This window comes from Pseudoalteromonas luteoviolacea H33-S, assembly GCF_001625695.1.
Classification (GTDB): domain Bacteria; phylum Pseudomonadota; class Gammaproteobacteria; order Enterobacterales; family Alteromonadaceae; genus Pseudoalteromonas; species Pseudoalteromonas luteoviolacea_B.
The window spans coordinates 1-15,070 of the sequence record NZ_AUXY01000104.1 but is presented as its reverse complement, the minus strand read 5'-3'; the positions used below and the strand labels follow the sequence as shown (position 1 = coordinate 15,070).

15 protein-coding genes are annotated in these 15,070 nt (G+C 41.5%); 7 read left to right on the top strand and 8 right to left on the bottom strand.

Annotation, left to right across the window (positions count from 1 at the left end; genetic code table 11):
- Positions 1-78: 78 nt before the first annotated feature.
- Positions 79-1,551, bottom strand: coding sequence for an alpha/beta fold hydrolase (locus N477_RS21020; protein WP_063362563.1), 1,473 nt, complete (start codon positions 1,549-1,551; stop codon positions 79-81).
- A gap of 147 nt (positions 1,552-1,698) precedes the next feature.
- Here N477_RS21020 and N477_RS21015 point away from each other — a divergent pair, with 147 nt between their 5' ends.
- A complete protein-coding gene (locus N477_RS21015) occupies positions 1,699-3,216 on the top strand; it encodes a LytR/AlgR family response regulator transcription factor (RefSeq protein ID WP_063362564.1) in 1,518 nt (505 codons plus the stop codon).
- A gap of 78 nt (positions 3,217-3,294) precedes the next feature.
- Positions 3,295-4,785, top strand: coding sequence for an FAD-binding oxidoreductase (locus N477_RS21010; protein ID WP_231098116.1), 1,491 nt, complete (start codon positions 3,295-3,297; stop codon positions 4,783-4,785).
- A gap of 104 nt (positions 4,786-4,889) precedes the next feature.
- Here N477_RS21010 and N477_RS21005 read toward each other — a convergent pair whose 3' ends face one another.
- The 3 genes from N477_RS21005 to N477_RS20995 all read right to left on the bottom strand — a co-directional run bounded on the left by N477_RS21005 (position 4,890) and on the right by N477_RS20995 (position 6,074).
- Entirely contained in the window at positions 4,890-5,279 is a 390-nt protein-coding gene (locus N477_RS21005) for a glutaredoxin family protein (protein WP_063362565.1), read from the bottom strand.
- A gap of 61 nt (positions 5,280-5,340) precedes the next feature.
- Positions 5,341-5,568, bottom strand: a complete 228-nt coding sequence (locus N477_RS21000) for a hypothetical protein (RefSeq protein WP_063362566.1) — start codon at positions 5,566-5,568, stop codon at positions 5,341-5,343.
- A 278-nt stretch (positions 5,569-5,846) separates the two neighbouring features.
- The gene (locus N477_RS20995) at positions 5,847-6,074 is read right to left on the bottom strand and encodes a hypothetical protein (protein ID WP_063362567.1); all 228 of its coding nucleotides are present in this window, start codon (positions 6,072-6,074) and stop codon (positions 5,847-5,849) included.
- A gap of 401 nt (positions 6,075-6,475) precedes the next feature.
- On the opposite strand from N477_RS20995, the gene argA reads away from it, so the two are divergent.
- A complete protein-coding gene (gene argA / locus N477_RS20990; RefSeq protein WP_063362568.1) occupies positions 6,476-7,825 on the top strand; it encodes an amino-acid N-acetyltransferase in 1,350 nt (449 codons plus the stop codon).
- Positions 7,826-7,875: 50 nt separating this feature from the next.
- Here argA and N477_RS20985 read toward each other — a convergent pair whose 3' ends face one another.
- Entirely contained in the window at positions 7,876-8,571 is a 696-nt protein-coding gene (locus N477_RS20985) for a VC0807 family protein (protein WP_063362586.1), read from the bottom strand.
- 250 nt (positions 8,572-8,821) lie between these two features.
- Here N477_RS20985 and N477_RS20980 point away from each other — a divergent pair, with 250 nt between their 5' ends.
- Complete coding sequence (locus tag N477_RS20980; protein ID WP_063362569.1) at positions 8,822-9,070, top strand: hypothetical protein; 249 nt, start codon at positions 8,822-8,824, stop codon at positions 9,068-9,070.
- An 89-nt stretch (positions 9,071-9,159) separates the two neighbouring features.
- On the opposite strand, the gene N477_RS20975 is transcribed toward N477_RS20980, so the two are convergent.
- Complete coding sequence (locus tag N477_RS20975) at positions 9,160-10,533, bottom strand: flagellin (protein WP_063362570.1); 1,374 nt, start codon at positions 10,531-10,533, stop codon at positions 9,160-9,162.
- Between the two features lie 309 nt (positions 10,534-10,842).
- Positions 10,843-11,955 carry a hypothetical protein gene (locus N477_RS20970; RefSeq protein WP_063362571.1) on the bottom strand — a complete coding sequence of 371 codons (1,113 nt, stop codon included), beginning with the start codon at positions 11,953-11,955 and terminating at the stop codon, positions 10,843-10,845.
- Between the two features lie 355 nt (positions 11,956-12,310).
- Between N477_RS20970 and N477_RS20965 the strand changes: the two genes are divergently transcribed.
- The 3 genes from N477_RS20965 to sdhD all read left to right on the top strand — a co-directional run bounded on the left by N477_RS20965 (position 12,311) and on the right by sdhD (position 14,745).
- On the top strand, positions 12,311-13,867 hold the full coding sequence (locus N477_RS20965) for an AbgT family transporter (RefSeq protein ID WP_231098117.1): 1,557 nt from the start codon (positions 12,311-12,313) through the stop codon (positions 13,865-13,867).
- 168 nt (positions 13,868-14,035) lie between these two features.
- Entirely contained in the window at positions 14,036-14,416 is a 381-nt protein-coding gene (sdhC, locus tag N477_RS20960; protein WP_063362572.1) for a succinate dehydrogenase, cytochrome b556 subunit, read from the top strand.
- Positions 14,407-14,745 (top strand): succinate dehydrogenase, hydrophobic membrane anchor protein, encoded by a 339-nt coding sequence (gene sdhD, locus N477_RS20955; protein ID WP_063362573.1) that lies wholly within the window; start codon positions 14,407-14,409, stop codon positions 14,743-14,745. The genes sdhC and sdhD overlap by 10 nt, the downstream gene beginning before the upstream one ends.
- Before the next feature lie 3 nt (positions 14,746-14,748).
- Here sdhD and N477_RS20950 read toward each other — a convergent pair.
- On the bottom strand, positions 14,749-15,070 hold a 322-nt coding region (locus N477_RS20950; RefSeq protein WP_231098118.1), incomplete at its 5' end, for a hypothetical protein.

Below are 15,070 nucleotides of genomic sequence, written 5' to 3'. Positions count from 1 at the left end.
ACTGAGCGTCTGAGATAAACATTAAAAAAGGTTAGGGCCACTTTATTCCCTAACCTTTTGTGTTTTAGGCAGCTCGTCTTATCTTTTTGGCAGCACGAGCTGAGGTAATGGCAGGTTTATTGGCGCTTTGCTTGTGTGGCGACCAGCTAAAAAGGCTTTCATACGGGCAAGCACTTCAGGTGAGCTGGTATACAAGTTATGTCCAGCATGATTGACTGTGATATGGGTGAGGTTGCTAAGACCCTTTACCGCTTGCGCTTGCGAGTCTGGATAGGTACGACCATCTAAGCTCCCAGAAAATAACAAAGTTGGGATAGGGGATTGCACTTCTGTTCTGAATTCATCGCCTAAATCGAGTTGCCTATCTAGCATGTTCAAGTGTGGCATAGGGAAGTTCAATTGCTCTGCCAGCAGTGAGGTAGGTGCTTGTTGCTTGACTTGTGCTAAGCGCTCAGCGGAGATCCCTGATGCAATATCCATTGCCAGTGGCATCAGTTTAAACGTGATGGGCTCATCGTTAAACATACCACGCTGAAGCACCGCATTTAATAGCTCAGTATTGCCATTATCTAACCCAAGATAAATATGCAGTAGTATTGCTAAGAAGTGATTAGGGTCCGCTATCATTTTACTGGCTAGTGTTTGCAGGTGATGAGTTTGAAAAAGCAGCTTGGTAACAGAACCATCTCTATTTTGTATGGCAAGCTGCATGGGCGTTTCATCTAATTTTGCATGTACTCGTTTGATCAGTGCAGGCAAGTTCGGTATGTCCGTTTTTAGTGCTTGTTGATCGATGACTGTTTGTAACTTTTTGAAATAAAGATCTGTTTGCGCTGGGAGCTTGACGGTTTGATCCAGCCCTTCCGCACTGGCCATGATCACTTTATCAATGTGCTTTGGCATCAGTTTCATGGCGGCCATGGCTAAGTGACTGCCATATGAAATGCCCCACAGTGTTACTGTATCAGCGTGTAAATGCTTACGTATATCATCTATATCTAGCGCGTTCTGAATGGTGTTATATCCATAAATATCAATACCTTGTGATTTCCATGACGCAAGACATTCGTTTGCAGCAGCGCGGTAGCTTTGGGTAATTTGCGCTGAGCTACTGGGTTTATCTAACGGGATTTTATAGTTTGATACGCAAGGTGCTGCCTGCTCAGAGAGGCCTGTGCCTCTTTGATCAAGGGCTATCACATCGCCAAATTCTCTGAGTGCTTGAAATAGCGGATAGCGTCGCCATTTGGCCGTGCCAATACCTGAACCACCGGGTCCTCCAGACAAATAAATGATAGGTGGGCTTGATAGTTCACCGGTGGCAGGAAAGCGCACATAGTTGATCCTAATTTTACGGCTTTTCGGATTTGCTCTATTTTCGGGTACCCATAAGTGACCTTCAACGGCATCCGTTGTTTCACCACTGTTTGCTTTGAATTGAATTTGTTTTTCGTTTTCATAAAGCTGCACAGTGGATGTTTGCTCATTAGCGGTGTTATAAAAGCTACAAGCCAATGTTAAAGTGGCTACTAAATGATGTGTAAATCGCATAAGATTGCTCCTGTATTGGTCTGTGCTTATTAAACGCAATAGACACTTTACTGGGTAGCAAACTTCTTTGAATGGCCCTAAATTAAAGGGCTACAGGTTGAACGGTAGTGGATCTTCGGTAAGTGGTATAAGGAAAAACAAGCGGTTGTGAATAGTCATTCTATATTTTATTTGGTGTTGCTATGGTTTGTGAGTGGCTTAGTCAATCTTGCTTATGGCGCTCAACAGCTGGTGCCTCTTTCTCGTAGTATGGAAGCGACAGTTTGTCCGTTCACCACTTCTTATCCTCCTGATTTTTTAAGCCCGCAATGTAAAACCACGCCATTATCAAAACTTGACCCGCAAAACCAAGCGATATGGGTGAAATTACAATTTGAGCGCACACCAAGGATGGATGAACTCGCGCCGCCATACGGGTTGTTTTTATTTGCTAAAGCGGCGTCTCGCGTTTACCTCAACGGGGTGTTCATCGGGCAAAATGGTCAGCCCGCTTTGGATAAATCAGAGCAAGCGGGAAAAATGGATGAGGTTTTGTATGTCCCTGAACACCTGTTAAAAGCGCAAAATACACTGGTTTTAGCCCTATCGGCTCAGCACAGTTTAATCACGCTCAATTATCCCATTCATTACTTTGGCATTGGCCAATTTGGCGATCCTAAGCAATATATTCAATCATTTAGCAGTCTTGGTCTGATCTTGGTTGGGGCTTTTTTACTTGGCGCTTTATATTTTTTGAGTATCAGTTTTGGACAGCAGGGAAGGCGAAATTTTAAATTATTTTCTGCGTTATGTTTGCTTGGTGCTATGCAGCTGAGCGTGGAGATGTCTCGCGGATTATTCAATTACGATTACCCTTGGCAAGACATCCGGTTACTTTTGGTGTCAGGGTTGTCGTTTTTATTTGGCATTGTTTTACTGGTTTATAGTTCGTTTAAAGTGGCAGGCAGCCGTGCTTGGCATTGGATTTATATTGGTGGTTTTTCATCTTTAACTATTTTTGCATTTGCACCCGGCTTTGATGTTAAAACCACTGCGGGCATATTTATTCCTTTGCTGATTAGCTTGCTGCAAATTGGAGTATTTTGGCGACAAAGTCGCGAACAATCGCTGTTAGTTTGGTTTGGCGTTCAGTGTGTGGTTGCTGTGACCATTTGTATTGCGACAGTCAGCTTTCATGAAATTATCTATTTTGTGATCATTGCCCTTTTGCTGGCTTACTTGTTTGTGCGCCAGGCAAGGGAGTATAACGCGCAACAAGTGCAGAATACACTTGATCAGACCCACATCGCAAAGCTGGAGTTTAAGCTTGCTCAGAATGTGCAAGAGAATACGCCGACTAAACTTGAATTGTCGGTGGCGGGTAAAACAGATTATGTCACGATGACGGATATCGTCTATTGCAAAGCGGCGGGTGATTATGTTGAGCTGTATATGAAAGGCGGTACTGAGAAGCTCTATTCCGGCACCCTAAAGCAGTTAGAGTCTATTTTGCCTTCAATTTTTGTGAAAACACACCGCTCATACCTAGTTAATTTAAACGAGGTCGTCACACTAGACGGGCCAAATAACCAGCATGTTTTATCGCTCAGTGGTGGTGAGTCTGTGCCCGTGAGCCGCCGCTTGGTGCCCAGTGTGCGGGCAACGCTCAAGGAGTCGGTAAGTTAGGCTAGCAATGCCATTGCTGAATGTATTAGTGCACGGAAGATTTTAAAAAGGGTGCTTATTTTAAAAAGGATATTTGTTTTGAGTATATTAAAAACCATATTTAAAGGTGTCGCTGCGCTTATTGTACTGAGCATAGTGGCACTTGCCACACTTGCTTTGTTTATATTTGCTGACTTTTCGACAACCCCACCAACGCCCAAGCAAGAAAAAAACTGGATTAATGACGTCACTCAATTAAACCCGATTAAAGTCGCCAAGGTGATTCAGCCTACCAGTATTGAGGAAGTGCAAAAAGCGATTACATCGAGTACTGGTGAGATTTCTATTGGTGGTGGTCGGTATAGCCAAGGTGGCCAAATAGGCAAAGAGAATAGCTTACACATAGACATGAGGGCGCTTAATCAGGTTGTTCATTTTGCACCAGAGCAGCAGCTAATCACGGTACAAAGCGGTATGCGGTGGCGGGATTTACAAGAAGTGATAGACCGAGAAAACTTATCAATCAAAATCATGCAGACGTATGCCAATTTTACGGTGGGCGGATCTCTAAGCGTCAATGTTCATGGTCGATATATGGGGGAAGGTCCTATCATTCGCTCTGTAAAGTCCATTAAGGTGGTATTGGCCGACGGTCGAGTCGTGACGGCTTCTGCCAAAGAAAATACAGAGATTTTTTATGGGGTGATTGGTGGCTACGGTGGACTAGGTGTGATTGTTGAGGCGACCCTTGAGTTGGTTAAAAATGTCAAAGTCGCCAGAGAAACCCAGGCAATGAACATTGCTGAATATAGCGCTTATTTTCAGCAAAACATTAAAAATGACAGTCGTGTGATTTTTCATAATGCTGATATTTACCCACCAAATTACACTCAAGTAAACAGTGTTAGTTGGCTAGCATCGGATAAACCACTGAGTGTCCAAACGCGTTTAATCCCCAAAGATACCAATTATTGGTGGCAACCTAAAGTTACTGAGTTTGTTGCTGATTATAAGTTTGGTAAGTGGCTACGCCAGTACTTGTTTGACCCAGTACAATATGCGTTTGAGGTGGTTCAATGGCGTAATTATGAGGCAAGCTATGATGTGAAAGAGCTTGAACCAAGTAGCCGAGCAAACACCACGTATGCATTGCGGGAGTACTTTGTGCCCGTTGCGCATTTTGACCGCTTTTCGGCAAAGATGGCGGATATATTTACACGCTATGAGGTGAATGTCCTCAATGTATCTGTTCGACATGCCTATGCGGACACTGGGTCTCTATTGGCATGGGCAAAAGAAGAGGTGTTTGCATTTGTTGTTTATTATCGACAGGGCACATCAAAGCATGCGCAGCAAGAGGTGCAAACTTGGAGTAGAGCTTTGGTTGACGCTGCTATTGAAGAGGGAGGCACTTATTATTTACCCTATCAATTGCATGCGACGACAGCGCAATTTCATTCAGCGTATCCAAATGCAGAGGCGTTTTTTGCACTTAAACATCGTCTCGACCCTAATAATCGCTTTAATAATCAGCTGTGGACACAGCATTACACCCCAAAGAGTGAGTGCTCTTTGCAAGCGATGTGCTGATTGATTTTCGCGACATATTTTGAGTGAGGCGAGTTGAGCATGCTCGCCTATCCATTTTCACGCTTAACACGTCAGGTGAATGAAAGGTGTCTAGGGTCAGGAGATTAGAGTAAGTTTTTACTTTTTAATTGTGACTCTAGTGCGGCTTCATTAAAGCCTCTGATCAAGCCATCAGAGACTAAAATAATGGGTAAAACTTCGCCCCCCAATGCTTCAAACTCTTTCAATGCTTCGGGGTTTTTCTCAATATCGACTTTGATAAATTCGATTTTTCGACTGACTAAATATTCGGTGGCTTTTTTACAAAACGGGCACCATTGTGTTGTATATAGCTTCACCTGTGTCTGTTCATTTATCCCGTACAATGCATAATCGCCTTTTTCTATTTGTTGGCTGGCGAAAATATTTTGCACAGCTTGCAAGCCATAAGTACCACCGAACCAGCCTAGTCCTAAAGTGACCACAAACAAGGCGAGGTATTTTATTATATTCATTAGGTTACCTACTTATAAATAAGTGAGCGATAACGACAGTTATCGCTCTAGGCCATACGTATTACGCACAATCACGCATGCACTGTGCTTTGATAGTGCGACAGTTATAACCCGGTGTACCACCCCATTGACATACATAAGCCTGGTAGCCACAGTAGTTTTCTAACGTACCAAAGCTTTTCCAGTTACAGCCATTAGTGTAATTAGCAAAATTGCTTGCTGATACAGCAAGCGAAGTACCCAGTCCCATTGCTGCGCCGATCACCGCCATTGCGATTTTTTTGTTCATGTTATTTCCTTTATCATTGTTTTAGTGAACGAAATTTGTTCACCTTGAGAAGGTAATGTTTTTGTGTATTTTTTGTCAATAAATAAGGTGGTGATTTAAATTCATATATATTCGAGATATATGGATCCTAGTTTTTTAAAGTGAAAAATGTGCATAATAAATTTAAGTTAATGACATTATTTATTTAAGGAACTAGTGAATTTATCAGGCTATTTTATTCACGTGTGGGCATGATGCATGTAAATGAGTGATAAGTTAGCTTATCACTCGGGTTAGGCTTATGCACAATCAATCATGCATTGTGCTTTAATAGTGCGGCAGTTATGTCCAGGGGTTCCTCCCCATTGGCAAACATAAGCTTGATAGCCACAGTATGCCTCTAAAGTGCCATGTACCTGCCAATTACAGCCATGTGTATAACCATGACCATTACTTGCAAGTACCGCTATAGAAGTACCTAATCCCATTGCAAGACCTACCACTGTGGTTGCTAATTTCTTGTTCATTGCATTTCCTTTATCATTGTATTTTTGGTTGAAAAATAATCTTCCTATATATCTAACCCTGCTATGTGTTTTTGTTCAATTCAAATTAGTCATTTCAAAAGTGAGAAATGTTCAGGTATTAACAATGTTCATAGTGATTTTGATTTTATGAATAATAATTAATCTGGCTCATTTTATTAAGATGATTAATAACTGGTGGAATACACGCCATACTTATCTAAGTTTATTGTTTTTAACAAAGTATGGTGCTTTTTGTATGTGGGTTACCATATTTATCATTTTTTACTTCAGAATTAAAATTCAACTTTTAAGAATAAAAATTCTTTTATTTTGGTTTTTTATTCCTTATGATGAAGCTCTGTGTGATTGTGATTTGTCAGTGCTAAAAAGGTAACTAGCTCGTGCGTACTACTGAACTTGTCGATGGTTTTCGTCAATCTACCCCTTATGTTAACGCTCACCGTGGTAAAACATTTGTTGTCATGCTTGGTGGGGAGGCCGTTGATCAGCCTGGCTATCGCAGCATTATTAACGATGTGGCCCTATTAACTAGTCTAGGCATTAAAATTGTGTTGGTGTTTGGGGCGAGGCCTCAATTTGATACAGCATTGGCCAATGCTGGGATCCACAGTGAATTTCATAACCAGATCCGCGTTACTGACAGTGATTCATTACAGATAATCAAGCAAGTCAGCGGTGCCATGCAGCTTGATATTACCGCAATGTTGTCCATGTCATTGAGCAGTACGCCAATGTCGGGCACATTATTGAATGTTGTCAGTGGTAATTTTGTGATTGCGCAGCCGATAGGTATCGATGAAGGTGTTGACTATCACCACTCTGGTCGCGTAAGGCGTATTGATGTTGAGGGCATTCGTCATCAGCTGGACAATAATAGTATTGTTTTACTTGGGCCTATTTCAGCCTCTGTGACAGGAGAGAGTTTCAACTTAACCGCAGAAGAGATAGCAACTCAAGTTGCCTTGCGTCTTGATGCAGACAAAATGCTCGGATTTTGTCACGAAGCGGGCATCTTAGATGAACATGGTGAAGCCGTCGCCGAATTAATGCCTAATGAAGCGGAGCAGTTGTTAGCCACAGAACACGGTGGCAACTCACCTTGTAAAAGCGCTGCGGTATTTTTGCATGCAGCGATTGATGCGTGTCGCGGAGGGGTGCACCGCTGCCACCTTGTTAGTTATCAAGAGGATGGTGCTTTGTTGCAAGAGCTGTTCTCTCTCGATGGGATAGGTACGCAGATAGCGCCGCAAAGCTCTGAGCAATTGCGTAGTGCAACCATTTCAGACATTAACGGCGTGTTGAATTTACTAAGGCCTCTGGAAGAACAAGGATATTTAGTTAGACGCTCTAGAGAACAGCTTGAGATGGAGATTGAGCAATTTACGGTCATTGAGCGAGATGGCGTGATCATTGCGTGCGCAGCACTTTATCCCTTTGCTGAAGAGCAGGTTGGAGAGTTTGCCAGCTTGGCGGTTCACCCCCAATATCGCGATGCGGACAGAGGCAGTTTTTTACTACGTACTGTCATTAATAAAGCTCGTCGCAAAGGCTATAAAGCTTTGTTTGCACTCACTACGCGCAGTATACATTGGTTTTTAGAGCAGGGCTTTGACTGTGCAAGCATTGAAGATTTACCCGCTAAGAAAAAGTCCCTGTACAACTATCAGCGGCGCTCTAAAGTTTTGAAGTTAGATTTGACTCGGTTACCAAAAAACCGAGAAAGGGTATGAAAAAGGGGCCTAGTTAGGCCCCTTTAATCGCAAAAATGCACACACTTGGTTTATTGTTCAATAAACATGTCTTCCATTTTTAACCCAGTGAGCTTTTTCAGTGAGTTAATTAGGTAATAAAGTGCAACGAAGAAAATCACCATGGTTGGCAGTACGATAACTGGATAACTCAATGCGGTCATGCGACCCAGTTCATTGTTATAGGCTTCGGTGCCTGCGGGGCTGACGACGATCATTTTTGCAAGTACATAGTTCAGTACTGATGATAAAAAGAATGAGCCTGCCAAAATATTTGATGCAACAATTTGCACTTTAGGCAATTTGTCTAAATTCCCTTTTTCTTTTAATGCTGAGTCAATTTTGGGGATGTCCATGACATTTTCATTAAACAGCATGGTTTTTAATAATGGGTATTTAGTATATTGGCTTACCACGATAGCAACCCCTATCACACCAGGGATCAAGGCTTCTTTGATAGCAATATATTTTGCATCTAGCTCGAGCAAACTGATACCGCCTGTTAATAACACAGACACGATCCCTAAACCGGATATAAAGTTAAACTTGCCTGTTTTTTTACGTTCCCACAAGCCAAAACCGACCGGGAAAGCTAAAGCGACAATGACACCAAGAGATGGGCCTAAATGTTCTTCTCCTGAAAATCGCGTTAGGATCACGACTGGGAGTATGATGTTAAATAGCATCTGACTAAAGAAGCCAGAAGGTTTATTGTCAGGTTCAGCCATTACAACCTCAAAAATAAATGCATTAATGGCCATGAGTGTACGGCAAGAGTGGGTTGCGCGGCAATCCCAATAATTGAATGTATTACTTTAATCATACTTTTTAAGCGTTTTGATGCTCACCCTATAAATGCCTAAGTGGCTGGTGTGCATAATGCGGGATATAATGGCCTTTAATACCGATGTGCTTGTGTTATCAATTCAAATAATGATAACCAATAAGCAAAAGAGAGCATTAAGAGAGTAAATAGATATGATCACTGATCAAGATGAAATAACGAGCTTAGCAGAATTAGAAGCATTTTTGCTGTTGGTAGAAAACGGCGGCCTAGGTTTAGAAAATGTCGAAGGGGTTGCATTAGCCACTCATAATAGTAATGGCCGTCCATTTGTTGCCGTGCTTGATGATAAACATCAATTGTTACTAGGACGTTGGGTAACCCAAGATGTATTTGAAAATGGCAAAGACTTGGTGCGAATGGGACCTAGAAAGCGTCATTGATTTCTGACTACTTTAGTGAGTTAACGTGCAATAAAAGAACACAGTATTGCGCGCTGACTCACTGTTAAACGATGTTTCAATATGCTGCATCACCCTATCAATTGAATTAAATTTGTCATACTTTTTTGGAACGCTTGTTTCGCTTGTGTCGTGATTGCAATTTGGCTTTGTTTTAAAATGTCTTGTTTTACATTTTGTGTCATAGTGTAGGCGAAGTCGGCATCTACGATTTTTTGATTAGCCGTGCTTAATTGCGTATGTTGATTGCTTTGATTGCGAAATATACTTTCAAGGGCATTCATCTTCGCACCTATGTCAGCTCTAAATTGCCCGACCTGCTTAAGTGCTGCATCAATGGCGGTGATAGATGCTTGCGCACCTGCTTGAGTATCCGCTGAGAGCTCTGCGATATTAAGGCTTTGCGCACTGGCATCTATGTCGTCAAAAATAACATAGCCATCTTCCCCAATAGCATCGTCTTTGGCCGTTATGAGCATAGGACCATCTTTGGCACTGGGCAATAAAGGCGCGGAAATACTGTCGGGCATAGAGTCCCAGCTAGCTCTTATTTCAAATGCACCGTTTGTGATTTCAGTAACACTGACGAGCAAGTGTTCTGTCACCTCATCAATAATGACTTCTTCGCGATAGTCTCCACCACCATGGCCATCACCTGAAAAAGTAAAATTCATGCCATTAATTTGCCGCATATTTGTGGCTGGAAAGTTATACCCACCACCGTCGAATAAAAGGCTGCTATCATACTTTTCGTGGCCGTGATAACCGTTTTGAGAAGTAAACAATTTGGCTTCTATATTGGCACTGTCGTGCGATAAGTCTTTGCCAATTAAATGTTGGCCTTGAGCATTAAAAAGTTGCAGGTCATCATTCGCGCCATAAGAGTCAAGATAAATTCTCACATTGGTAGAGCCTGCGGGGATCAATCCAAAGGAGCGATACCCTGAGGGTAATGTTGCTGATATTCCGTTACTAAAGGCTTCATTAAGTAATTGCACGTTATCTAATGGAGTGGGTTCAGGCTCTTCTTGTAAGCTTAATAACGGTTTTTTACCAAAAATCTCTGTATTCATGGCTACGCCATCAATGGCTTCAATGTTTTGCTGCATTTCCAGATTAATCGCTATTCTATCTTCGTCACTGTTACTGCCATTGGCAGCCTGCAAAGCCAGTACTCTCATGCGCTGTAGCAACTCAGTTACTTCAGAGAGGGCCGTATCGGCCACTTGACCATAGCTGATCCCGTCATTGATATTTCGTTGAGTTTGCTCTTTGACTAGGGCTTGCGTTGTTAAGCGATTACTTATTTGCAAACCTGCTGCATCGTCTTTGGCAGAGTTAATGCGCTTTCCTGTACTTAATTGCTCTGTGAGCGTTTCTTGTGCTTGTGCTGTTTTATGTGAAGACATTCGATGTCTGTTATAAAAGTGATTGATTGAAAGCATGTTTGTCCCAAAAGTCCGTTTTTAGGAACTAAGCAATATCTGTACCCTTATTTGGTAATTTAGGTAATCGCAATATAGGTTGGCTATTGTTGCGAATGATGACGTAATAAGTAGTTGTACTGTAAAGAGTGTTTAATTTTTGCGTATTAAGCGGCAGCTTTTTGTCAGATGCTGATTATTTAAAATTAATAAAATCATAATTTTGCCGTTATTTATCCAATAGGTAGCTGTTTAGGAAGGTGGGTTAATTATTGTCAAAACAATCTAAATGTCGGGTGAGTAGGGTAGCATGCTACCCTAATGTATTAGTTATTTTGCTTCTATAAAATCGATTAGATCTTGTTCCAACGATAGATCAAGTAGGTGCGATTTAGTGAAGCCTATACCTTGGCCTTGGTCCTGTGACGAGGCCATTCGAGTATGGGATTGCGTGTGATTTTGACTGAGCACTTTGATCTCATCCTCGCTGATCAGAACTTTATCACCAGCATTAAAATAAACGCCCTCAACATCATCGATTAATATCCCAGAGTAACCTAGTTTTCCTGGTAGCAGCGGTTCACCTGGTTGTGCTACTTCTTTACGAATAATGGAAGTGTCCTGTAAAGCTGCGACTTCAGAGAGACGGTATTTTAAATAATCATCAAGTTGTGAAATGGGTACGGATGGGTTTTCACGACCTGAGTATTTAAGCAGTGTGACCGTCGACTGTGGTTGCTCTACGGTGTTCGCAAGGCTTGGGTTGAGAGAGTCATTAGATCTAGATCTGAACTGGCCTGTTACATAAGTCCGACCACGGTTCTGCGTAATGTAGATCTGTAAGCGATGTAGTAAAATAGATGATTGCCCTTCATAATAACCGCAAAATGTCGTGTATATCCCGCGATCAGCCCTTTCCGGATCCGTAATGATGCGGCCAGAATTATCTAAGTTAGTCACGGCTGTACTCCCTGGTTTATGAGACCATTTACCATTACCATCTCTACGGTACCAGTGATAGTCTCTATTTGGTGCTAGTACTAAAGCCATGAGCGTTTTGGTACCGCTCGTGTCGGCTTTTTTACTTGCCCATTGAGAGCGGGGGACTGGCGTAAAACCATCTCTTCTAGCACCTTCCATGACACCTGCACAAGAGCGCCTGTTCGAATCAAAGCCTCTGTGTCCACTGGCATAGCCTGGTTGAGATTTTGCGTTGGTAGGTGAAGTGCGGTTTGCAGCATAGTTATAGCAGTTGTTATACCACTGGTGAGCATTCCCTGTGTTCCAATAACCAGCATTGTAAGCGGGAACAAAATGTTCCACTTTTGGGTATTCACCAAACCAATCTCCTGGCAGGCTAATAGTTTTAGTAGGACTTGCGTTTGTATTAAAACAGGCCAAAGCAAGCAGGGACAAAGTACATATTTTATTTGTTTTTTTCATGTTTATTTCCTTTTTGTTCCTTTTTTATAACAACACTAATTGAAAAGGTTGTAAACTGTTTGTTTATTGAACATTTCTTATTTTAGATTATGATTTTATTAAATTTATTTAATTCATGGGCTTAGGTGTTTTTTCGTTTGACTGGCTGAAAGAGTAGAAAGTATTTCATTAAAAAAATTTATGTTTAGAGCGATAGTACCTAAATTGAAATATATTATTCATTTATTGTTCAAACTCATTAAAAGCTCTATTCAACTAAAAATTTTCTCAATTGAGTAAAAATTGAGTAGAATGCCACGTTTGTACCTTGAGAAAGCACAGCTAATTATAAATTTTTTAATACTAAGGAGGTTAAGTGTCAGCAACTGATACAGCAAAAATGAATGGCGGTGGGGTGATATCATTCATTGAAAAAGCAGGTAAAAAAATTCCAGACCCTATCATTATTTTTATGTGGTTTATTGTTGGTGCGTTTGCGCTGACGGCTATGATCGGCGGGTTAACATTCGAAATCCAAGGTGCCGATGGCAGCCCAATCACGCATACCATCAAAAATATGACTGATGCTGAACATGTTGTTTGGTTTTTTGATAATGCATTACTGCAAAACTGGCTAGGTTTTGGCAATGGCATTTTAGGCGTGATCCTAATTGTTATGCTGGGTGTAGGTGTTGCAGAAAGCTCAGGGCTGTTTAATGCGATTATCAAAAAACTAGGTACTCGTCTAAAAGACACTTACTTAGCGCCAGCTTTGATTTTTTTGGGGATCATGAGTTCTATTGCGACTGACGCTGGTTATTTAATTTTAATCCCATTGGCAGGCTTACTCTATGCAGGGCTTGGAAAGAATCCATTAATTGGGATGGCGGCAGCATTTGCTGGTGTGTCAGCGGGTTTTAGTGCTAACTTGATCCCAGCTACGCCGGTTGATGTGATCATCGGTTTGAATGCGCAAATCTTTGCAGAGTCTCAAGGCGTGCCATTTGAGTCCTCTACAGGTGAGGCACTTACGCCAGCTACTATGCATTACTACTTTATTTTTGTTTCGACATTTATGTTGGTAGGTATTGGGGCATGGGTTACGAAAAAGTTTGTTGAGCCAAGATTTAAAAATGTACCTTATGAATTACCAGAGGGCATGGACCTATCAAACTTTGCTGTAACAGAAGAAGAGAAAAAAGGGTTAAGAGCGGCGTTTTGGGGCTTGTTGTTATCGCTTGGGCTTGTGGTTGCACTTGCTTTAGGGCCATTGGCACCATACGAAACGGCTTCAGGTAAAGTTGTCACACCTTATTTGAACAATGTAATCCTATTGATCACCTTAGTTTTTACCATTGTTGGTGCAGCATTTGGTGTGGCAACAGGTAAATTCAAGAGCTTGATGGATGTCGTACAAGCGATGATCGCGCAAATGAACACCATGGGTTATATCCTAGTGCTGACATTCTTTTGTTATAACTTTTTGGGTATTTTAGGGTATTCAGGTTTAGGCACTTATATTACCTATATTGGTGCAAGTGGCTTATCAGCACTTGGCTTACAAGAGTTCCCAATCCTACTGATTATCGGCTTTGTGATCACCACGGGTCTGATCAACTTGTTTGTTGGTGGGTTAACGTCTAAATGGATGTTACTTGGCCCTATTTTTGTTCCAATGTTGTATCAAGTAAACCCGGCGATGACGCCTGATCTGATTGCTGCGGCTTACCGTGTTGCAGACTCATCAACGAATATCATTACACCTATGATGACTTATGCTGGGGTTATTTTAGCCTTTATGCGTAAGTACAAGCCTGATTTGAGCTTTGGTGACGTGATCATGATGATGGTTCCTTATTCAGTGGCGTTTTTACTGTTTTGGACATCATTATTAGTTGGTTTCTTTGCATTTAATATCCCGCTAGGTTTCTAACCCTTTCTATTTTCAGTGCAGTGGCACCGCTACTGCACTGCTTTTCAATATAAATACTGATTTTTCTTATTTTAAGACGGTTAATCAGCTAGGCATTAATTAATCTAAATTTGTAAGTGGTAATGATTTGCGTTAGCATTTGTTCACGTTTAAGTTTAGGTATTTGATATGAGAAAAGAACGGCCAACTAATTTGGCGATACAGACAATGGCGCTACCTATTACAGCCTATGCGTCTATTTTGCATCGCGTCAGTGGTGTCATTGTATGGGCTGCTTTGGTTGTTTTATTGCCACTATTAATTTTTGCAATTCAATCGCAAGATAACTTCAATACGTTATCAGTCTTGTTCACTGAAAACTTTCTTGCACAGTTTATTGTGTGGGGATTGCTTACTGCGCTGGGCTACTATTGCCTAGGTACTGTGAAGCATATCATCCAAGAGTTTGGTTATTGTGAAGAACTGACAAGTGGCTGCATGATTTCCCGTGTCGCTATTGGTCTTGGCATTGTATTGAGTGTTGGAATTGGAGTGTGGATATGGCTATAACTGGAATTGCGCGCTCAGGGACTAAACAGTGGGTATTGCAGCGCTTTAGTAATGCTTTAATTGTTTTATATACGTTGATTTTGATAGGGCTTTTGGTAAATCAGCCTGTTACCGATCATCAAAGTTTGCTGGCTTTTATTGAGCCTATTTGGTTCAAAGTTGCAACCACCTTATGTGTCATTATTTTTTCTTTGAATGGCATGTTAGCTGGATGGCAAATTGCGGGTGACTATGTGAAAAGTGCAGGTGTATATAAGCTATTTAATACGCTTTGCGTTGTATTGAGTTTCACTATTATTGTTACTGGCATTAAGCTACTTTGGCTTTAAGCCTTAGTGAGAGTGCTCTTCTTCTAGTGAGAAGAGCAAATCTAATGCCGGTAATAATACACTGACGGCTAATAAAGCGGCGCACAATGCCCATGCATAATTGAGTTCGGTATGGGTTTTTATCAGCCCTGATACACAGGTGCTGAGCCAAAAAGTATTGATTAGCATAATGCTAAAGTTAGGCTTTAATGGTTTTGCACAGTATTTACAGGTCAATGGCTCTCGATTAAGCAATGCCAGCCTATCACTCAGCTTGAGCGGCTTGTTGCAACATGGACAAGTTCGAGTAGCAAAATCTTTAATCATACGCGTAGACTTGAATGAT

What these genes read in the sequence shown, in the direction of transcription:
- N477_RS21020 (WP_063362563.1), bottom strand. Translation starts at nt 1,551, where the DNA reads ATGCGATTTACACATCATTTAGTAGCCACTTTAACATTGGCTTGTAGC.
- N477_RS21005 (WP_063362565.1), bottom strand. Translation starts at nt 5,279, where the DNA reads ATGAATATAATAAAATACCTCGCCTTGTTTGTGGTCACTTTAGGACTA.
- N477_RS21000 (WP_063362566.1), bottom strand. Translation starts at nt 5,568, where the DNA reads ATGAACAAAAAAATCGCAATGGCGGTGATCGGCGCAGCAATGGGACTG.
- N477_RS20995 (WP_063362567.1), bottom strand. Translation starts at nt 6,074, where the DNA reads ATGAACAAGAAATTAGCAACCACAGTGGTAGGTCTTGCAATGGGATTA.
- N477_RS20985 (WP_063362586.1), bottom strand. Translation starts at nt 8,571, where the DNA reads ATGGCTGAACCTGACAATAAACCTTCTGGCTTCTTTAGTCAGATGCTA.
- N477_RS20980 (WP_063362569.1), top strand. Translation starts at nt 8,822, where the DNA reads ATGATCACTGATCAAGATGAAATAACGAGCTTAGCAGAATTAGAAGCA.
- N477_RS20975 (WP_063362570.1), bottom strand. Translation starts at nt 10,533, where the DNA reads ATGCTTTCAATCAATCACTTTTATAACAGACATCGAATGTCTTCACAT.
- N477_RS20970 (WP_063362571.1), bottom strand. Translation starts at nt 11,955, where the DNA reads ATGAAAAAAACAAATAAAATATGTACTTTGTCCCTGCTTGCTTTGGCC.
- sdhC (WP_063362572.1), top strand. Translation starts at nt 14,036, where the DNA reads ATGAGAAAAGAACGGCCAACTAATTTGGCGATACAGACAATGGCGCTA.
- sdhD (WP_063362573.1), top strand. Translation starts at nt 14,407, where the DNA reads ATGGCTATAACTGGAATTGCGCGCTCAGGGACTAAACAGTGGGTATTG.